The 20,294-nt window shown below is 67.3% G+C and carries 16 protein-coding genes; 5 read left to right on the top strand and 11 right to left on the bottom strand.

Annotated features, from left to right (window positions below):
* Window position 1 precedes the first annotated feature (1 nt).
* The 9 genes from HDC95_RS06500 to HDC95_RS06540 form a co-directional block, all read right to left on the bottom strand.
* Window positions 2-1,117, bottom strand: coding sequence for a glycerate kinase (locus HDC95_RS06500; RefSeq protein ID WP_259062484.1), 1,116 nt, complete (start codon window positions 1,115-1,117; stop codon window positions 2-4).
* Window positions 1,114-2,157 (bottom strand): LacI family DNA-binding transcriptional regulator, encoded by a 1,044-nt coding sequence (locus tag HDC95_RS06505; RefSeq protein ID WP_259062485.1) that lies wholly within the window; start codon window positions 2,155-2,157, stop codon window positions 1,114-1,116. Before HDC95_RS06505 ends, HDC95_RS06500 begins: the two co-directional genes overlap by 4 nt.
* A 26-nt stretch (window positions 2,158-2,183) precedes the next feature.
* Window positions 2,184-3,047, bottom strand: coding sequence for a sugar phosphate isomerase/epimerase (locus HDC95_RS06510; RefSeq protein ID WP_259062838.1), 864 nt, complete (start codon window positions 3,045-3,047; stop codon window positions 2,184-2,186).
* 92 nt (window positions 3,048-3,139) lie between these two features.
* Window positions 3,140-4,330 (bottom strand): dihydrodipicolinate synthase family protein, encoded by a 1,191-nt coding sequence (locus tag HDC95_RS06515; RefSeq protein ID WP_259062486.1) that lies wholly within the window; start codon window positions 4,328-4,330, stop codon window positions 3,140-3,142.
* A complete protein-coding gene (locus HDC95_RS06520) occupies window positions 4,327-5,454 on the bottom strand; it encodes a Gfo/Idh/MocA family protein (RefSeq protein ID WP_259062839.1) in 1,128 nt (375 codons plus the stop codon). The genes HDC95_RS06515 and HDC95_RS06520 overlap by 4 nt, the downstream gene beginning before the upstream one ends.
* A gap of 190 nt (window positions 5,455-5,644) precedes the next feature.
* A complete protein-coding gene (locus HDC95_RS06525; RefSeq protein WP_259062487.1) occupies window positions 5,645-6,283 on the bottom strand; it encodes a hypothetical protein in 639 nt (212 codons plus the stop codon).
* The gene (locus tag HDC95_RS06530; RefSeq protein ID WP_259062488.1) at window positions 6,280-7,194 is read right to left on the bottom strand and encodes a carbohydrate ABC transporter permease; all 915 of its coding nucleotides are present in this window, start codon (window positions 7,192-7,194) and stop codon (window positions 6,280-6,282) included. Before HDC95_RS06530 ends, HDC95_RS06525 begins: the two co-directional genes overlap by 4 nt.
* Window positions 7,191-8,189 carry a carbohydrate ABC transporter permease gene (locus tag HDC95_RS06535; RefSeq protein WP_259062489.1) on the bottom strand — a complete coding sequence of 333 codons (999 nt, stop codon included), beginning with the start codon at window positions 8,187-8,189 and terminating at the stop codon, window positions 7,191-7,193. Before HDC95_RS06535 ends, HDC95_RS06530 begins: the two co-directional genes overlap by 4 nt.
* A gap of 38 nt (window positions 8,190-8,227) precedes the next feature.
* On the bottom strand, window positions 8,228-9,520 hold the full coding sequence (locus HDC95_RS06540) for an ABC transporter substrate-binding protein (RefSeq protein WP_259062490.1): 1,293 nt from the start codon (window positions 9,518-9,520) through the stop codon (window positions 8,228-8,230).
* Window positions 9,521-9,695: 175 nt separating this feature from the next.
* Here HDC95_RS06540 and HDC95_RS06545 point away from each other — a divergent pair, with 175 nt between their 5' ends.
* The 3 genes from HDC95_RS06545 (at window position 9,696) to HDC95_RS06555 (ending at window position 14,869) form a co-directional block, all read left to right on the top strand.
* Complete coding sequence (locus HDC95_RS06545; protein ID WP_259062492.1) at window positions 9,696-11,453, top strand: beta-galactosidase family protein; 1,758 nt, start codon at window positions 9,696-9,698, stop codon at window positions 11,451-11,453.
* Window positions 11,453-12,418, top strand: a complete 966-nt coding sequence (locus tag HDC95_RS06550) for a serine hydrolase (RefSeq protein ID WP_259062493.1) — start codon at window positions 11,453-11,455, stop codon at window positions 12,416-12,418. Before HDC95_RS06545 ends, HDC95_RS06550 begins: the two co-directional genes overlap by 1 nt.
* Before the next feature lie 510 nt (window positions 12,419-12,928).
* On the top strand, window positions 12,929-14,869 hold the full coding sequence (locus tag HDC95_RS06555; RefSeq protein ID WP_259062494.1) for a DUF6807 family protein: 1,941 nt from the start codon (window positions 12,929-12,931) through the stop codon (window positions 14,867-14,869).
* Between the two features lie 87 nt (window positions 14,870-14,956).
* On the opposite strand, the gene HDC95_RS06560 is transcribed toward HDC95_RS06555, so the two are convergent.
* A complete protein-coding gene (locus HDC95_RS06560; RefSeq protein ID WP_259062840.1) occupies window positions 14,957-15,952 on the bottom strand; it encodes a LacI family DNA-binding transcriptional regulator in 996 nt (331 codons plus the stop codon).
* Window positions 15,953-16,145: 193 nt separating this feature from the next.
* Here HDC95_RS06560 and galT point away from each other — a divergent pair, with 193 nt between their 5' ends.
* Both galT and galK read left to right on the top strand, forming a co-directional pair.
* Window positions 16,146-17,330, top strand: coding sequence for a galactose-1-phosphate uridylyltransferase (galT, locus tag HDC95_RS06565; protein ID WP_259062495.1), 1,185 nt, complete (start codon window positions 16,146-16,148; stop codon window positions 17,328-17,330).
* Window positions 17,327-18,505 (top strand): galactokinase, encoded by a 1,179-nt coding sequence (galK, locus tag HDC95_RS06570; protein WP_259062496.1) that lies wholly within the window; start codon window positions 17,327-17,329, stop codon window positions 18,503-18,505. The genes galT and galK overlap by 4 nt, the downstream gene beginning before the upstream one ends.
* Before the next feature lie 63 nt (window positions 18,506-18,568).
* On the opposite strand, the gene HDC95_RS06575 is transcribed toward galK, so the two are convergent.
* Window positions 18,569-20,134 carry a nucleobase:cation symporter-2 family protein gene (locus tag HDC95_RS06575; RefSeq protein WP_259062497.1) on the bottom strand — a complete coding sequence of 522 codons (1,566 nt, stop codon included), beginning with the start codon at window positions 20,132-20,134 and terminating at the stop codon, window positions 18,569-18,571.
* Window positions 20,135-20,294: the final 160 nt, after the last annotated feature.

Here is a 20,294-nt window from a genome sequence, read left to right on the forward strand (position 1 = left end):
GTCAATCCGGGCGGGAAGCGCTCTCCGCGAGAACCGCCCCAGCGGCGGTGAGCCAGTGCGCCGGTTCGGAGAGCGCGGCGTCCGACGACCCCGCGAGCTCGGTCAGAGAGGCGGATGCCTCGAACAGACCGCGATCGGCATCCGCGGTGATGCGTCCGGCGACGATCAACGCCGGCACACCGGCATCTGCCGCGAGCGCGGCGACGAACGAGGGAACCTTGCCGTCGCCCGACTGGCCGTCGTACGAGCCTTCGCCGGTGATGACGACATCGGCAGCGCTCACCTCCGAGGCCAGCGAGATGAGCCGCGCGACCTCTCCAGCGCCCGGCACCAGCCGCGCGCCCCAGGCGACCAGCGCCCCGCCCACGCCGCCGGCGGCACCCGCTCCGCTGGTCGACGGATCGAGGTCGAGAAGCTCGGCGAGGCGCACTAGTGCGGCGTCGACGCTGTCACGATCGGCAGCATCCACCAGCCCCTTCTGTGGTCCGAAAACGTGGGCGGCACCACGGGCGCCGGTGAGCGGATTCGTCACATCGGAGAGCACGAGCACCTCGGGAGCCGCACGCAACTCTGACAGGTCGGCTGCCGCAACACTCAGAAGACCGCCTGCGCCTGGTCCGACCTCGATTCCGTCGGCATCGACGAATCGTGCACCGAGTGCTGACAGCATCCCGATGCCGCCGTCCGTCGACGCGCTCGAACCGGTCCCGAGCACGACGCGCGAGACGCCGTGTTCGAGGGCGGCGGCGATGGCCTGGCCGAATCCACGGGAATGCGCCTCGAACGGGCGCAACTCGTCGAGCAACTCGATGCCTGATGTCGAGGCGACATCGATCACCGCGGTGCCGTGCGGCGCTTCGTCGGATGCCGGGAGGAGCAGCCAATCCGTCTCCACCGGCTCCCCCGCAGGACCATCGACAGTGAGCGGCATCCGCTCCGCCCCGTCGACCGCGGTGGCGAAAGCCGACACCGTGCCCTCTCCGCCGTCGGCCATGGGCCTGAGCACGATCTCAGCTGCAGGATCGACGGATCGCCATCCGCGCGCGATCGCCGCCGCGGCATCCGCTGCCGTGATCGTTCCCTTGAAGCTGTCCGGCGCGACGACGACGCGGGTCATCGCGCGGTTCCCTGCGCTGCGGAGACGGCAGGCGTGCTCGCACGCACGAGCACCTCCAGAGGGGCTTCGATCTGCTGCCATTCCTCGTCGACCGTCGCCCGGAACGCCTGGTACCCGAAGTCGCTCAGCGGCACGCAGACGGTTGTGAGCTGAGGAGTGACGTCGCGGCTCACGGGGATGTCGTCGAATCCGCACATCGCGATATCAGCACCGACCGAGCGCCCTGCGTCGCGGATCGCCGTCATCGCGCCGATAGCGATCACGTCGCTGAGCGCGAACACGAGGGTGCCCGGTTCCACGCCGTCGGCGAGCGCGGCTGCCATCGACGACGTCCCGGATTCACGTGCGAAACTACCCCGGTACTCTCGCGAGACCGTGCCACCGCCGTCTTCGAATCCGGCGCGGAAGCCACGCAGGCGATCATCGGATGTGCGAACGCCTTCCGCGGCCCCGATGACGATCGCCTGGCGGTAGCCGAGACGCGCCATCTCACGCCCCAGACGCTCGGCGCCACCGCGGTTGTCGATCCGGACGCTGCGATCGCCGCCCGCCCCGAACGTCACGGTGCGGGCGCCCAGCGAGCGGAAAGCGGACAGCTCCTCGTCGGTGGACCCCTCGCCGGCATCCGTCCGCGATGCCGCAAGGATCACACCACGCGGATGCTGCCCACGCAACGCGCGGAGGATCTTCCTCTCACGCTCGACGTCGCGCTCGGTGATCGCGACGGTGACGATGAGGCCCTCTTCATCGGCGCCGCGCGCGACGCCCGAGGTGATCTGACCGAAGTACGGGTCCGCGATATCGGCCACGAGCAGGGCGATCACCGCTGACGTTCCGCGCGCCGTGGCCTGAGCCGAGGCGTTCGCGGTGTAGCCGAGCCGTCCGGCCGCTTCTTCGACGCGCTCACGGAACGACTCGGCGACCTTGCGCGTCGAGCCGTTCAGTACGCGAGAGGCCGTCGCGAGTGACACCCCCGCCTCCCGTGCGACGTCGTGGAGCGTCGGCGTGTCGGAGCGCGGACGCGATTCACGAGGTGTCATGCGTTGATCCTAACGAGCGTGCGGGATCAACGCAGATGCGGCGACACGGCTGCGGTGAACGCCTCGGCGGTGCGGCGCACGACGCTCTCCGGGGCATCGGCCCAGATGTCGGCGTTGAAGATCTCCACCTCGATGTCGCGGTCGTAACCGGTCGCGATCACGGCCTCGGTGAGCGATGCGAAGTCGATCACGCCGTCGCCCATGTAGTGCCTTCCGAGCAGCACGTCGGCGGGCAACGGGGTCTTCCAGTCGCACACCTGATAAGTCGCGATGCGCCCTTCGCTACCTGCCCTGGCGATCTGCTCCAGCGCCTGCGGGTCCCACCAGATGTGGAAGGTGTCGACGGCTGCGCCTACGACCTCGGCATCGAAATCCGAGGCGATGTCGAGCGCCTGACCGAGTGTAGAGACGACCGCGCGGTCGGACGCGTACATCGGATGCAGCGGCTCGATCGCCAGCGTCACACCTGCGGCCTTCGCGTCCGGGGCCAGCGCGCCGATCGCGTCGCGCACCCGCTCGCGCGCGCCGGGGAGGTCGCGGTCGCCCTCAGGAAGACCGCCGGCGACGAGCACGAGCACGGCGGTCGAACCTTCGGCGCCTGCTGCGGCGAGCGTCGCCGTCTCCTCGATCGCCCTGCGGTTGTCGTCGAGCGCTGCGATGCGCTGCGGGCCCTCCGGCAGCGTGAAGAACCCGCCCCGGCAGTGCGTGGAGAATCGCAGGCCTGAATCGGACAGCATCCGCGCCGCCACGTCGAGCCCGACCTCGTTCACCGGCTCACGCCAGAGACCGATCGCCTGGACGCCTGCGCCGGCAGTGACCCGCAGTGCGGTCTCGAGATTCGCATGCTTGATGGTCGCCTGGTTGATCGACAGTCGTGGGTCCGGGGACACTTGTCGGTCCAAATCACGGATGTCAGCCGCTTCCTCGGCGTGTCGGCTGACAGGTGCGCCTTCGACTGCCATCTGTACCGGGTTCGGCGCGCTCATACACCGATCCTTCCTGTATCGACACCGTTCAGCTGCAGCATCCCGTGCCAGCGCTCGCGGGCGAGTTCGGGGCTCTCGAGGGCGAGCGAGGCGTTCGCGAGCTCGACGATGCGGCTGAGATGCGGCAGGCTCCTGGCCGAGTGCAGACCGGAGACCATCTGGAACGCCGGCTGGTGCCCGTTGAGCCACGAAAGGAACGCGACACCGGTCTTGTAATAGAACGTCGGTGACGCGAACACCTGGCGGCTGAGCTCTTCGGTGGGGCCGAGGATGCGCCGGTACGCCTCAGGGTCACCCGCGTCGAGCGCCTGGATCGCAGCGGATGCCACCGGCGTGATCGCCGCGAACGCACCCAGCAGAGCATCCGAATGACCATCGCCCTCGCCGATCGAGTCGCCCCCGATCAGTCCGACGTAATTGAAGTCGTCGCCGGTGAACATGCGCACGCCCTCCGGCAGCCGCTCGCGCACCGAGATCTCGGACTCGGCGTTCAGCAGGCTCATCTTGATGCCGACGACCTTGTCCTGATTCTCCGCGATGATCTGCAGGAGAACCTCGGATGCCGTCTGCCAGTCGTCCGCACCGAAATAGCCCGCAAGCTCCGGGTCGAACGCGGTGCCGAGCCAGTGCAGCACGACCGGCACGGTCGCCGACTGCAGCACTTCGCGGTACACACGGCGGTAGTCCTCGGCATCCTTCGCCACCCGCGCCAGGTGGCGCGATGCCATCAGGACCGGGCCCGCCCCATCCTGCTCCTCGGTGAAGTGCAGTTGCTCCTTGTAGGCGTCGATCACCTGATCGAGGGTGACGTGCGTCGCATCGAGGTGGTCGGTGTTGACGCCGACCACGACCGACCCGCCCTCTTCCCGCGCTACCTGCGCGCTGCGGGCGATGAGTTCGCGGGTGGCCGCGGCATCCAGCCCCATGTTGCGCTGCGCGGTGTCCATGGCGTCGGCGACTCCGAGACCCCAGGAGTAGACATTGCGGCGGAACGCGAGAGTCGCGTCCCAATCGATGTCGGCCGGCTGCCCCGGCGTGTTGTCCGCGTGCGCCTTGGGCACCACGTGCGCGGCGGCGTAGGCGACGCGGCTCTGCAGCGCGGCGGTGGGGCGAGCGTAGATTCCGGAGTCGTTCAGCGCGGCATCCGATGCGGTGCCGTCCGGCGCGAGAAGGCGAAGAGTGCTCATGACAGGCTCAGCGGCTCGATCGTGACCTTGCGACCCTCGGCGCTCGAGGTGAGGCCGGCCTCGGCGAACTGCACGCCCTTGGCGCCGGCGAGCAGGTCGAACGGATAGTCGGTGCCTTCGACGTATGAGGTCAGGTACTCCTCCCACTGCTGGCGGAAGCCGTTGAGGAACACGTCGTTGGTCGGCACGCTCTGCCAGTCGGCATCGTAGTCGCGGGTGTCTTCGAGGTCGGGATTCCACACCGGCTTCGGGGTGGCGTTGCGCGGCTGGATCTTCGCACCGAACAGTCCGACGACGGCTGAGCCGTGAGTGCCGTCGACCTGGAACTCGACGAGCTCGTCTCTGTTCACGCGCACGGTCCAGCTGGAGTTGATCTCCGCCACGATGCCGCCCTCGAGTTCGAAGATGCCGTAGGCGGCGTCTTCCGCGGTCGCGACGTACTTCTCACCCTTCTCGTCCCAGCGCTCCGGGATGTGGATCGCGGCCTGCGCGTAGACGCTCTTGACCTCGCCGAACAGGTTCTCGAGCACGTAGTTCCAGTGCGGGAACATGTCGGTGATGATGCCGCCGCCGTCTTCGGTGCGGTAGTTCCAGCTCGGCCTCTGAGCGGGCTGCCAGTCGCCCTCGAACACCCAGTAGCCGAACTCGCCGCGGACGGAGAGGATGCGGCCGAAGAAGCCCGAGTCGATCAGCCGCTTGAGCTTCTGCAGGCCCGGGAGATAGAGCTTGTCATGCACGACGCCGGTCTTGACTCCGGCATCCTTCGCAAGACGCGCGAGCTCGAGGGCCTCCTCCAGCGACTCGGCGGTCGGCTTCTCGGTGTAGATCGCCTTGCCTGCGGCGATCGCCTTGCGGATGGCGGATGCGCGGGCCTTCGTCACGAGGAAGTCGGCGTAGATCTCCCACTTCGGGTCGGCGAGCGCGGCATCGAGGTCGGTGGTGTAATCCTCGATGCCGTGCAGGGCGGCGAGCTCTGCGAGCTTGGCCTCGTTGCGTCCGACGAGGATCGGCTTGACCGTGACTTTGGTGCCGTCGGAAAGCTCGATCCCGCCTTGGTCACGGATCGCGAGGATGCTGCGCACCAGGTGCTGCCGGTAGCCCATGCGCCCGGAGACGCCGTTCATGATGATGCCGATCTCGCGCACCTGAGGCTGGACGGGTGCCGCGGGCGTCGCGGCGAGCGTGGTCGTCTCTGACACTGTCGTTCCTTCTTTCTTCGCTCACGCCGTGCGGGTAAGCGCTTTCCGTAACTTTGAGTCTATGCAGTTGTTGACGTGTCCCGCAAGCATCGCCCCAGGCGTCGCGCTACGATCCTCATCGCAATGGATCGGCGAGTCGAACAAGACGACGTTCCGCGATCGCAACGAGCGCAAACGCGACGAGACCGAGCGCGGGGACGCCGAGCGGCAGGAACTGCCAGGTGATGACGCCGGCGAGAATGAGGGCGACCACTGTGAAGGCGGCACTGGAGAAGTCGGCGACCACGAGCCGCGGGGCGGCTCGGAGCAGGTGCCGCCAGCGGACTCCGGGTGACCATACGCCGGCGGCGACGACCGTGATCACGAAGGCGCCTCCGCCGATGATGACGGCCACGATCGCAGCCGGGACACCACCGGGGATCATCCCTCCCGCGGCGAGCGCGAGATTCACGCCCGCGAGCGCCCCGAGCGCCACGGTCACCCCTCCCAGAAGCGCTCCGCCGGGAAGCGCCCTCCACACGTCGCGGAAGAACTCCGACGCGGGCGTGGCCTCGGCATGGATGTAGCGGCGCAGGTGCGCTGTGCCCGCCGCGACGGCAGCTGGCCAGGTCACGATCGGCACGCAGGTGATTGCCATGAGGATGCCGGTCCATAGCGCTTCGCCGAACAGGGCGAATCTCGCTCGCGCTCCCGGCCAGCGCAGCACGCTGCCATCCGGCTCGAGGGAGCGCCCGCGGCGAGGCGCGCGGCTCATCCCTTCAGCCCCTGCGTGGAGACGCCCTCGACGAGGAAGCGCTGAAAAACGATGAAGAACAGCAGAATCGGCAGCAGCGCCAGCACCGACACTGCCACCGTTGCGCCGTAGTCCGAAGTGCTCGTCTGGTCATTGAAGACACGCAGCGCCAGTGGGAGCGGGTAGTTCTCCGTCGAGTTCAAGTACAGCAGCGGACCGAGGAAGTCGTTCCAGCTCCAGATGAACGCGAAGATCGACGCGGTGACGAGGGCGGGCTTGATCAGCGGCAGGATGATCGACCAATAGATGCGCCCATGTCCGCAGCCGTCGATGCGGGCGGCTTCGTCCATGTCCCGAGGCAGGGCGCGGATGAACTGCACGATGAGGAACACGAAGAAGGCCTCGGTCGCGAGAAACTTGCCCACCAGCAGCGGAGCGAACGTGTCGACGAGGTCGAGACTACGGAAGAGCATGTACTGCGGGATGATCAGCACGTGGAAAGGCAGCAACAGCGTGCCGATCATGATCGCGAACCATACGCCGCCACCCTTGAAGCGGATCCGAGCGAATGCGTAAGCGGCGAGTGAGGCGGAGATCACCGTTCCGATCACCGATCCGATGGCGAGCAGGAAGGAGTTGAGGAAGAACCGCCAAAGCGGGACGCCTCCGATCCCCTCCAGCACCTTGAAGTAGTTATCGACCGTGGGGTTCTCCGGGAAGAAGCCCTGGTTGGCCCCGAACTCGGCCGTCGGTTTGAACGACGCCGACAACATCCAAGCGAGCGGATAGAGAACGATCGCCACCAGCACGACCATCACGATCGCCCATGCCACCGTCTTCCACGTGCTGCGCTTTCCGAACGGTCGACGCGAAGGCGCCGCCACGCCCTGCGGCAGGACAGCGGCGATGGTCTCGGGTCCCATAGTGCTCATCGGTTGTCTCCCGCGTAGTGCACCCACGACTTGGAGGTGCGGAACATGACGAAGGCAATGACCGCGACGGCGAGCAACAGCGCCCAGGCCATCGCGGAGGCGTACCCCATCTGCGAGTTCGTGAAGGCGCGGGTGTAGAGGTACACCGTGTAGAAGTTGGTCGCTCCGGCAGGGCCTCCTGTGCCGGATCCGATGATGTACGCCGACGCGAAGATCTGGAAGGCGTGGATCATCTCCAGCAGCAGATTGAAGAAGATGACGGGCGAGAGCATCGGGAGTGTGACACTGAGGAACTTGCGCACCGGCCCAGCGCCATCGACGGAAGCCGCCTCATACAGCTCCTGCGGAACCTGCTTGAGGCCTGCGAGGAAGATGACCATCGGTGCGCCGAACTGCCAGACGGCCAGCAAGATCATCATCGGCAGGATGAGGGCAGGAACGCCGACCCATCCGCCGATCTCCAGCCCGAAGACGCTCAGCGTGCTGTCTACAGGACCATCGGTGGAGAACATGGCCCGCCAGACGATGGCGATGCTCACGCTCGCTCCGATCAGCGAAGGAGCATAGAACGCGGAGCGGAAGAAGCCAGTGCCACGGCTGCGGTAGTTGAGCAGCATCGCGACCCCGAGCGCGGCCGCCAGCTTGATCGGCGTTCCGACGAGGACGTAGATCAGGGTGATGCGGACGGATCCCCACCACACCTCGTCTTGCATCATCCGCTCGAAGTTGCCGAGCCCGATCCACTGCGGCGGCGTGAAGATGTTGTAGTTCGTGAACGCGAGATACAGCGAGTACAGCATCGGGCCCGCGGTGAGCACAAAGAAGCCGATCAACCACGGCGAGAGGAAAAGATATCCCGCTGCGTTCTCGCGACGACGCACTGAGAGGCCGCGTGTGGGTGTCCTGGCACCCCCGGCCCTGCGGTCACCCGCCGGGCCGGGGACGGCTTCGGCCGTTCGTGCGTGCGCCGTCAGAGCGCCCGAATCCGTTGCCATGATCTTTCCTGGTCTTTCTCGCTGTGCGGTCAGTCGGTTCAGCTAACGAGGACGACGTTCGCCTCGGCGAAGAACTGCGCGACAGCGTCGTCCACGGTGATCGCCCCGAGGCCGAGCGCCTTGCCGAGATCCCAGAACTTCTGCTCGAGCGCTCCGTACCCGACCACCGGGATCGGGGGCGCATCACCGATGCGGGCAGCGACCGATTCGAGGTAGTCGGCGACCTGCTTGTCCTGGCCCTCGAGGACCGCGCCCTCGAGCTTGGAGGTGGATGCTGGGAACCCGAGGGTCGTTCCGAAGATCTCGCCGGACTCTGGACTGTTGACGACATAGTCGAGGAAGATCGCAGCAGCCTCGGGGTGCTCGGTCTCAGCGGAGATGGCCATCTGCAGACCGGCCTGGCGATACAGGTCCTTGGAGCCTTCCTTCACGGTCGGCGGCGCGATGAGGCTGATCGAGGCCGCACCGGAATCGGCGAGGTAGCCGCCAAGGAAGTTGCTCCAGCTCGTCTCCGTGGCGGTGAGTCCCGCGCCGAAACCAGACTTCGGCGTGATTTCTTCGAGTTTGCTCTGCGGAATCGTGATCCCGTCGCGCAGATCCTGCCCCGATGACCAGAACTCCGCGAGCTCCTCCTCCGTGAAGCCGAGCTTGCCGTCGTCGGTGTACAGGTTTTTACCGTCGGCCCGCAGCATGAGTTCGAGCGTCTGGATTCGCTGCGTCACATCGGTGCCGCCATAGACGGCGCCGTCACTCTGCTCCGCGACGTCGGCCATCCAGTCGTAGAACTCATCGAACGTCGTGCCGCCTTCGGGCGGAGTGAGGGAGTTCGCCACGATGAGATCTTCGTTCACGAAGTTCGCCCACGCACTGTAGCCGGTCGGCAGAGAGTACTGGGTTCCGTTCAGCTGACCGGTGCCAAGCAGGGAGTCGTCGAACGTCGAGAAGTCGATGTGATCCTTGACGGTATCGAGATCGAGCACATAGCCCGGTTCGCCGTACTGACGCAGGTAGCTGTCGGAGAACTGCCAGACGTCGGGCAGGCCGCCGCCGGCAGCCTCGGTCTGGCGCTTTTCCCAGTAGCTGGGGAAGTCCATGAACTGACCGTTGATCGTGATGTTCGGGTATTCCTCATTGAATGCGTCGATGAGCGCGTTGTAGCGCTCGGCGCGATCATCGTTGCCCCACCAGGTGAAGTTCAGTGTGACCTTCTCGTCGGGGTCGAACGTCGGCTCGGCATCCGTGCCGCCTCCACCGCCTGAGCAGCCGGACAGCACGAGTGCCGTCCCGGCGGCGATGGCCGCGACGGCCGTGATCCGCTTCTTGCTGAACATCTTTGTTCCTCTCTGTGAACGTCCGCGTTCTGTGCCGCGGAACGTCCGTGTCCGTGTGTGCAGCGATGGATTGCGCGCATTCCTCGGGTGCAGATGGGAAAGCGCTTGCCGGTCAGGTTACTACGGATTGAAACGATTCGCAAGCAAACGAGAACCAGGCCTAGGCTAATGAACCATGAGTGCATCGACGCCTTCTCGCTTCGTGGTCGGGGAGCAGGATTTCCTCTTGGACGAACGCCCGCATCGGATCATTTCGGGCGCGATGCACTACCCGCGGGTGCATCCCGATCTGTGGCGCGACCGCATCCGCAAGGCGCGCCTGATGGGGCTCAACGCGATCGAGACCTATGTCGCGTGGAACGCGCACGAGCCGGTGAAGGGCGAATGGCGCGCCGACGGCGACGTGGATCTCGGCCGCTTCCTCGACATCATCGCGGAGGAAGGGATGCACGCGATCGTCCGTCCCGGTCCGTACGTCTGCGCCGAGTGGCACAACGGCGGCCTGCCGGCCTGGCTCACCGCCGACGCGAACGTTCGACTGCGCAGTAGCGACCCGTCATATCTGGGCGAGGTCACATCCTTCCTCGAGAAGGTGAACGCGATCATCGCGCCACGCCAGATCGACCGGGGCGGCAGCGTCATCCTCGTGCAGATCGAGAACGAGTACGGCGCATACGGCGCCGACACGGAGTATCTCGACGCGCTCGTGCGCTGCACCCGCGAAGCCGGGATCACCGTGCCCCTCACCCAGGTCGACCAGCCGATCCCGCACATGCTCGAAGCCGGCGCGCACCCCGCGCTGCACAAGACGGGTTCATTCGGCAGTCGCATCGACGAGCGGCTGCGGATTCTCCGCGAGCATCAGCCGACCGGCCCGCTGATGTGTATGGAGTTCTGGTGCGGGTGGTTCGATCACTGGGGCGAGAAGCACCACACCACGAACTTCGCCGACAGCGCCGCAGACCTCGACCGACTGCTCTCAGCAGGGGCATCCGTGAACATCTACATGGTGCACGGCGGCACGAACTTCGGCCTCACGGCCGGCGCGAACGATTCCGGCCGCTATCTCCCTCTCGTAACGAGCTACGACTACGACTCGCCGATCACCGAATCCGGAGACGTCACGGCCAAGTTCCGCGCCTTCCGCGATGTCATCGCGAAGCACGCGCCTGTTCCCGACGAGCCGCTTCCGGATCCCGTCGACGCGCCGGCGTTCTCGGTAGGATTCGAGGCCGTCGCCGATCCCCTCTCACTCACAGCGACGCACCGCGGGGAATTCGAGCGTCCGCCGACGATGGACGAACTCGGGCCGGATGTCGTCCTGGTGGAGTACCGGACCAATGCCACGGGCAGTGGCGTACTCGAAGCCGAAGTACGCGATTATGCGTGGGTCGAGCGGGATGGGGCTCCGGTCGGCCGACTGCAGCGCACCGTCGGGGATGCATCGCTCGCGCTTCCGAGCGGCGGCCAGCTGAAGTTGCTCGTGGAGGAGACGGGGCGCGTCAACTATGACCAGAAGATCGGCGAGCCGAAAGGACTGATCGGCGCCCCGCGTCTCGGCGGCCAGGCCCTGCCAGGGCCGTGGAGCGTGCGAACGATCGACGTCGCCGCGCTCGGTGCCGCCGTGTCTGATGCCGCAGCCCTTCCGGTGGGCGGACCGATCGCCGGCCCGGTCGGACTGCGCGCGACATTCGATCTCGACGAGTCGGCCGACCTGTTCCTAGACACCATGGGCTGGGGCAAGGGCTATGCGTGGGTGAACGGCTTCTTCCTGGGTAGGTACTGGCGTCGAGGACCGCAGCGCACGCTGTACGTTCCCGGCCCCGTGACCAGGTCCGGTCGCAATGAGGTCGTCATCGTGGAGCTCGAATCGGTGACGGACCCCACAGCGCGCTTCCGTCCGCGCCCCGACCTGGGACACGAGGTGGAGTGATGCCTTTCGATGCCGCATTCGACTGGGCCCGCCGGCATGTGGAGTCGGAGCGACTGCCGACCGCAGTGCTCGGCATCGCCACCGCCGACGGGATCGTCGCGCTCGATGGCTTCGGAGCAGGAACGGACGCCGTCTACCCGCTGTTCTCGATCACCAAGGTGCTTACCGGGATCACGGCGACCCGCGCTATCGAACGCGGGCTGCTCACGCCGGAGACACCACTGACGACGGCCTTGCCGGCCTTCGGCACCGGCCGCGATGACGTCGTGCGGCTGCGCCACCTCGCGAGCCACACATCCGGGATCTCGGAACCCCCTCTCGATACGCGGGTGCCCCTGCGCGACGAGCTGCTCAGTCGCGGCCGCGACTTCGCCGCCGGCACCGCCTCTCGCTATTCGACGCTCGCGTTCGAGGGCATCGCCGCCATGATCGAACATGCGACCGGTGCGAGATGGGATGCCGCGACGCTCGACTGGGCGTCGACGATCGGTGCGCATGGGCTCACGCTCGACGCCGAGGGATGCGTGGACGTTCCGGATGCCGCCGCCGGCGGCCTCGACATGGACGCGTTCCGCGCCACGCGCGCACCCGGGGCCGGACTCCTCGGACGAGCGGAGGATCTGCTGAACATCGGCGCCGAGCTGCTGCGCGTCGGAGAGGGCGCACGTGACGGCATCCTCACTCCTACAGGGCTCGCGATGATGCTGCGTCCCCTCACCGACGACATCCCCCGCCTCGACCCGCACCCGCAGGAGCGCGGACAGGATTGGGGCTTCACCTTCAACCTGCGCAGCCGAGCACCCGGCCTCATCGACCGCGACACGTACGGTCACGGTGGCTGGGCGGGCACCGAATTCTGGGTGCACCCGAGCGTCGGTGTGTGCTGGGCGCTGCTGACCAATCGCGCGGTCCGTGTCGGCGTGGACGCCGACGAGCTCGACAATGCGGTGGTGAGTGCATCGTAGGGCGCCCCGCTCGCGCAGCCAAGCTCGCGGGTGCGTCAGGACGCGATCTCGAGGCGGATCGCGTCGTACGCCGCCTCATTCCAGAGGTGCTCGGCGCCGTCGTCGATCTGCAACGTGATCTCATTTCCCTCGGGCTTCAGCAGCGTGGCGTCGAATGTGAACTCACGGTGGAAATTTCGTCCACCCGACCGCTACGGTAGGTCGCCCCGCGTGCGTCGTCGGGCTCGAAAGCCCACACAAACTTCTCGCCGTTGACACGGATGGTGAGGTTGCTCTGCTCGGGCGGAATCGGCAGCGCCTACCCCATCGCCGGAGCTCACCCCGCAAGCGGGTGGCACGCGGAGGGTTGCGTCTTGCCCCACGTCAAGATGCCCGGATGGCGCTCATGCATGCCTCACGTGAAATTTCCGCGAACCAACTTGCGTGAGTCAAGTCGAGGAGTCGCCTAGGTAACCGCTTTCCGATATGGTGGCAACGGATGCCCATGGCATCCGCTCTACTGGAGACGACATGACCGCCACATCTCGTATCACCACCGTCCTTCTCGTGGGCGCGCACGGCTTCGGCGCCGTCCACCTGCGAAACCTGGATCGGCTCGGATCACGGGTGCAGCTCGTTGCGCTCGCCGATCCGAAAGGGGGACCAGAAGAGGGCTTCGGCTCGGATGTGCCAAGTTGGCCCACGCTTGAGTCCGCTCTGGAGTCGGGCATCCGACCCGACATCGTCATCGTCGCCACGCCGACCAACACGCACTTCGCGCTTGCCGCGCGTGCGCTCGAAGCGGGCTCCGACGTCTACCTCGAGAAGCCGCCCGTCGCGGCGATGGGGCAGTTCACCGCGCTCCTCGCACTCCAGGAGCGCACAGGGCGCGCGATCCAGGTCGGCTTCCAGAGCTTCGGCTCTCACGCACTCAGCGAGCTCGCCGCGCTCGGCACGCCGACTTCTGTCGCCACATGGGCGAGCTGGACCCGCGCCACAGCCTATTGGAATCGTTCGGCCTGGGCGGGCCGGCGAAGTCTCGACGGACAGCCCGTCGTGGACGGAGTGCTCACCAACGCACTCTCGCACGCGATCGCCACCGCACTGCGCATCGCAGGTGCTCGGCGCCGCGAAGACATCCTCGGCATCGAACTCGAGCTCTACCGCGCCAACGACATCGAAGCCGATGACACGTCGAGCGTCCGAGTTACCCTCGCCGACGGTCGCGTCGTGGCTGGTGCGCTGACGCTGGCATCCGCGGACTCCTCAGAACCCGTCATTGAAGTGCGCACATCCGCGCAGGACGTGTCGTTCTCGTACACGACGGACGATCTCACGTACTCCGACGGGCGCGTCATGCACACCGGGCGCGACGACCTGTTCGAGGAGATGCTCGATCACCGCGACCTCGGCACGCCTCTTTCTTCTCCGCTCATCGACACCGGCGCGTACATGGAAGTGCTCGAAGCCGTGCGCACCTCCCCCGAGCCCACCCGCATTCCGGCGACTTCAATCACTTCGCTCGAGGATCGCGTCGCCGTCGACGACATCGTCGACTGGGTCGAGCGCACGGCCCGCGCAGGTGCGCTGTTCAGTGAGATCCACGCGCCTTTCGCTCAGCCCGCTCCCGCCGGAGCCACTGAAGATCTCGCCGTCGATGGGCACGTCGTGGCGGTACGAGACGACGGATCGGGCGTCACCGCGACTTCCGCGCCTCGCCCCTTCCTGCACCCGGTCCGCACCTTGGGAGGCGTCGTCGTCACCGACGCCCATCCTGCCGATCATGACTGGCACCTCGGCGTCTCGATCGGCGTGCAGGATGCGAACGGCACGAACTTCTGGGGTGGCCCGACGTACACGAGCGATCTCGGCTACCGTTGGCGCGACGACCATGGCCGGATCGAGACCGTCGCATCCTCCCGCACCGAGCGCGGCTTCACGTCCACGTCGAACTGGATCACGTCGGCGGGCACGACGCTGCTCGTCGAGGAGACGTCGTGGCAGCTGCATCCGTCGGCCGACCTGCGCGCCTGGACGTTCCGCACCCGGACGACGTTGCGTGCAGGCGACGAGCCCGTCGAGCTCGGCAGCCCGGGCACACATGGAAGGGCCGGCGGCGGGTACGGCGGCTTCGCCTGGCGATTCCCCACGGCATCGGACGTCGAAGTGCGCACGGCGAACGCCTCCGGCGAGAACGCCACGCACGGCACGGTGTCGCCGTGGATCGCCTTCAGCGCGTGCTTCCCCGACGGCGAGGCGACAATCGCGCTCACTGCCGACGACGCACGCACCGCATCCGATCCCTGGTTCGTGCGCGTCGACGGCTATCCCGGCATCGGCTCCGCTCTCGCCTGGCAGGAGCCGGTGATGCTGGATGCCGGCGAGAGCGTGACGCTGTCATTCCGAGGCGTCGTCGCCGACGGCCGGCTCACCGATGCCGACGTCGCCGCACTGCTCGGCATCGCCACCTGACCCCGCGGCGCGCGCCACGGCGGCTCCAACGGGCAGGAGCAGATGGACGAGTGCCGCTGAGGGCGCGCTCTCGACCGACGCCGCGGTTCACACCCTGATCGCGCTGGCTCGCTCGATCAGAAGCGTCGGGACGATGGTCTGGGTATCGCCGTCCAACGCGGAGGCCGCATCCCCGGTCTCGGCGCCTTCGATCTCGGCGCCTTCGATGTCCGCTACCAGTGCGTCGACGGCCGCGACGGCCAGTGCGGTGAAGTCCTGCCGGACCGTCGTCAACGGTGGTCGGTAGTTCGCGGCATCCGGCACGTCGTCGAATCCGATCACACTGACCTGATCCGGGACGCTGTGCCCGTTCTCCACGAGACCGCGGATGAGACCCAGCGCCATCTGATCGTTCGCGCTGAAGACGGCCGTCGCCTCGAGCAGTTCCCCTGCGGCGGCGTAGCCGGATTCGGCCGACCAGTCACCGCGCACGAGGGGTTGCGGGGTGCTCCCCTCCGCTCGCAACCTCTCTCGCCAGCCGCGCTCACGCTCCGCCGCGGCGAACGAGTCCGCGGGTCCGCCGAGGTGCCAGACGTTCTGGTGGCCAAGCGAGAGGAGCCTGCTCGTCGCGGCCGCCGCACCGCCCGCGTGATCGCTGTGCACCACGCGCAGCCCGGTCTCCTGCGGCGCGTCGACGACGACGAGCCGCAGTCCCTCTGGGCGGTCCTCGGCCGTGGTGAGCGCCGAAGCCTCGTTCAAGACGATCGCACCATCGACGCCCTGATCGCGCAGTCGCTCGAAGGCGTCGGAGACCGTGCCGCCCGCGGTGACGAGCAGCAGGGCGTAGCCGCGTTCTTCCGCCGCTTCCGCTGTGGCCTGCAGCATCCGCGAGTTTCCGACCGTGGCGAGCGTGGTCACGACCAGGCCGATCGTCTGAGTGCGTCCGGTGCGCAGCGCGCGGGCGGCCCGATGCGGGCGGTAGCCGAGTTCGGCCATCGCTTTCTCGACACGGGCGCGCGTGGCAGGGTCGACGCGAGGGCTGCCGTTGACGACTCTGGACACGGTCTGGCCGGAGACGCCGGCACGGTCGGCGACCATGGCCATCGAGACGCGACCCGAGGAGGCGCGGCCCGACGAGGCGCCGCGGCCCGAGGAAGCGCGGCCAGACGGCGGCTTTTCCGCTCGCGCGAGGCGACTCAGCTCTTCCCACTCGTCCATCCGGCTCCCCTCTTGCCTGCTTCCCGCGCACAACTCCTGAATGTTGACGTTATCACCGCCCGAGAGGTACCGTGTTTACGTGAACATCGAAGAATCTCCGGAGTTGCGCGCGACCGAACTCGGCGCCGGCATCATCAAACGCGCCACGACCCTCGCCGACGGCCGCGAGCTCATCTACTACGACGATCCCGGCACCACGCTGGGCGCGGAGCGCGCCGTGGACGCCCGCACCCTCGACCCGCGTCCCGACACCGCGACCATGCGCCTCGACGTTCTCACCGGGGACTGGATCACGGTCGCCGCCAACCGTCAGAATCGCGTCATGATGCCGAGCGCCGACGTCGACCCGCTCGCCCCGCAGACGCCGACGAACCCGTCAGAGGTCCCGTCGCTCTACGATGTCGCGGTGTTCGAGAACCGCTCCCCCGCATTCGGGCCCGCTCTCACCGAGGCACTCGGCACCGCACCTGCCGCGTCGAACCCCCCACGCGGTCTCGATGACCTCGATGCTCTCGGACTCGGCCGCACCCGCACCTCTGTCGGTCGCTGCGAGGTCGTGTGCTTCAGCCCCGACCACTCCGGTTCGTTCGGCACACAGTCCGTCACGCGCGCCCGCACCGTGATCGAGGCCTGGGCCGACCGCACCGCTGCACTGACGCAACTGCCTGGCATCCAGCAGATCTTCCCGTTCGAGAACCGCGGAGAAGCGATCGGCGTCACGCTGCCGCATCCGCACGGACAGATCTACTCCTACCCCTACATCACTCCGCGCACCCAGCGACTGCTGGGCAGCATCGACCGCACCGCGCCGGATCTGTTCCAGCGCATCCTCGAGTTCGAGCAGGGCTCGGAGCGGGTCGTGCTCCAGGGCGAGCACTGGACGGCCTTCGTACCGTTCGCCGCGCGCTGGCCCGTCGAGGTGCACCTCATGCCGAACCGTCACGTCGCCGACTTCGCTGAGACGACCGAGGCCGAGCGCGACGAGCTCGCCCCGCTCTACCTGCGCCTGCTGCGCGGCGTCGATGCGCTCTATGAGACGCCGACGCCGTACATCGCCGCGTGGCACCAGGCTCCGGTGAACGTCGGCCGCGACTCGGTGCGCCTGCACCTCGAGCTCACGAGCCCGCGCCGAGGGGCGGACAAGCTGAAGTTCCTCGCCGGATCCGAGGCCGCCATGTGGGCATGGACCGCGGAGATCTCCCCGGAGCAGTCCGCCGCTCGGATCCGCGAAGCCGTCGCGCGTGTTGAGGAGGCCGACGAATGAGGGCTCAGGATGCCGCGACCGCACTGTTCGAGCAGCTGACCGGTCGTGCTCCCGACGGCGTGTGGTCGGCACCCGGACGCGTGAACCTGATCGGCGAGCACACCGATTACAACGACGGCTTCGTGCTGCCGTTCGCCATCCCGCACCGCACATATGCCGCAGTCGGCATGCGCGAGGACGGGCGCATCCGCGTCGCCTCGACGTTCGCCGACGACGCACCCGTCGAAATCGCCGTCGATGAGCTAACGGCCTTCTTCCCGACGCCGACCGGCGAACACCCGGCAGTCGCCGAATGGGCCGCGTATCCGCTCGGCGTCGCCTGGGCGCTGCAGCTCGCCGGCGCAGCCGGAAGAGGCGTCGACATCGCGATCGCATCCGACGTTCCGGTCGGCGCGGGCCTCTCCTCGTCTGCCGCGATCGAGGGGGCGACGGCATCCGCCCTGAACGACCTCTACAACGCCGGATTCGACCGCACAGCGCTCGCACGCATCGGCCGCCGCGCGGAGAACGAGGCTGTCGGAGCACCCACCGGGATCATGGATCAGATGGCATCCATGCTCGGGGAGCCCGACGCGGCGATCTTCCTCGACTGCCGCACTCTCGACGCCAACCTGGTCTCCGTCGGCATCGCCGAGGCCGGACTCGAGATCCTCATCTTGGACACCCGCGTGCAGCACTCGCATTCCACGGGCGGCTATCGCGAGCGGCGCGAGTCGTGCGAACGCGGTGCCGCGATCATGGGCGTGCCGGCGCTGCGTGACGTGTCCGTCGGAGACCTCGGCCGCGCCGAGGAGCTCATGGATGACGTGACCTTCCGCCGGGTGCGCCACATCGTGACCGAGAATCGGCGGGTGCTCGACACCGTGACCACACTGCGCGAGCGCGGCGCCAGGGCGATCGGTGACCTGCTCGTCGCCTCGCACGCGTCGATGCGCGATGACTTCGAGATCTCGGTCCCGGAACTCGACACGGCGGTCGAGGCCGCACTGTCCGCGGGGGCCATCGGCGCACGCATGACCGGTGGCGGATTCGGCGGTTCCGCGATCGCGCTGATCGAACGTGATTCCGTGCAGGCGGTGTCGGATGCCGTGACAGCCGCTTTCGCAGCATCCGGGTTCGCACCACCGCACACCTTCACCGTGACACCCGCCGCCGGCGCCCGCCGCGACGCCTGAACCGAAACCGCAGACCTCGCCGAGGCGGCAGCGAATCGCATCCGCCTCGGCGAGGTTCTGCAGCTACTCGGCGTCGGCCTCGGCAAGGGCACGTCTGATGTCATGCCGGGTGCGGATCTTGCCCGTCTTGATGCCGTCGGTGATCACTACCTCCTGCGAGGCGGTGACGACCGGAACCTCTTCGCCTTCGGCATCCAGGATCTTGCCGTCCTTGATCGTGTCGCCGTCGAAGAGCGTCTCGTTCGCGAGGAGCCGGGCGAGGTCCTCCTCGCGGATGACCCGCCCTGTTCCCGGGATGAACGCGGAGCGCTCAGCGGACTTCCCGCCGAGGTGGTTGAAGAGCAGGTTCAACAGCACCGCCATGATCGCGGCCGACGAGATGCCGGAGTGCAGGATGATGCCCACCCAGCTCGGCAGGGCGTCGTAGAAGCCGGGCATGACCACCGGGATCACGCCGAAACCGAGGGAGACCGCGACGATCACCATGTTCATGTTGCCCTCGTAGTTCACCTTCGCGAGCGTGCGGACGCCCGCGGCTGCAACCGACCCGAACAGCACGACGCCCGCACCGCCCAGTACGGGCGGCGGCACGGCGGCGACCAGTCCGCCGACGATCGGAAGCAACCCGAGCACGACGAGGATGACGCCGCCGGCGCTCACGACGAATCGTGACTTCACTCCGGTGATCGCGACGAGGCCGACGTTCTGCGCGAACGCGGACTGTGTGAACGAGTTGAACACGGGGGCGACGGCGGACGAGATCATGTCGGCGCGGAGGCCGTTGGCGATCCGCTTGGAATCGACCTTGGTGCCGACGATCTCCCCGACCGCGATGATGTCGGCAGTGGTCTCGGTCATCGTGACGATGATCACGATGAACATCGAGATGATGCTGGCAATGCCGAACGTCGGCAGGCCGAACGCGAAGGGCTGCGGCAGCGCGACTATGCCGCCGTCTGCGACGTTCGAGAAGTCCGCCCAGCCGAAGATCCCGGCGAACGTGGTGCCGAGCACGATGGAGATGAGGATGGCCAGGCGGGAGACCGTCGGAGACGCGACCTTGCTCAGTACGAGCACGACGACCAGCGTTCCCATCGCCAGACCGATGTTCTGCAGGCTCCCCCAGTTCGGGTCCTCCTCAGATGTGCCGCCCATGGCCCAGCCCGCCGCGACCGGCATCAGAGTGAGCCCGATCGTGGTGATCACGGTGCCGGTCACGACCGGCGGGAAGAACCGCACGATCATCGCGAAGAACGGTGCGACGATGAGGCCGGCGACGGATGCGGCGATCACGGCGCCGAACACACCGGGCAGCCCCTCACCCGCGGCGAGGATGGCCATCATGGTCGCGACGCCCGAGAACGAGACGCCCTGCACCAGCGGCAGCTGCGATCCGAAGAACGGCAGGCCCCACGACTGCAGGATGGTGGCGAGGCCGCCGATGAACAGGCATGAGGCGATGAGGAGGCCGATCTCCGCAGGCGAGAGACCGGCGGCGTTGCCGATGATGAGCGGTACGGCGATGATCCCGCCGTACATCGTCAGCACATGCTGCAGCCCGTAGGCGAAGGTCGGACCGAGGCGGAGCCTCTCGTCTTCGGGTCGGCGGATTCTGGGCGTTCTCGACATTGATCTCTCCGTTGAGGTGCGTCTGTCATTGGATGGCGCTTGACTTCCGAATCGTGGAAATAGATTTCCACCAAGGCGATAGCGGCGATGCTAGCACCGAATCACGTCGCGTGCTAGCGTACGAGCGCCGGCCTTCCACAGGCCGGTCGGCGGAACAGCA

The sequence above is a fragment of the Microbacterium sp. AK031 genome (genome assembly GCF_024807145.1).
Classification (GTDB): Bacteria; Actinomycetota; Actinomycetes; order Actinomycetales; family Microbacteriaceae; genus Microbacterium.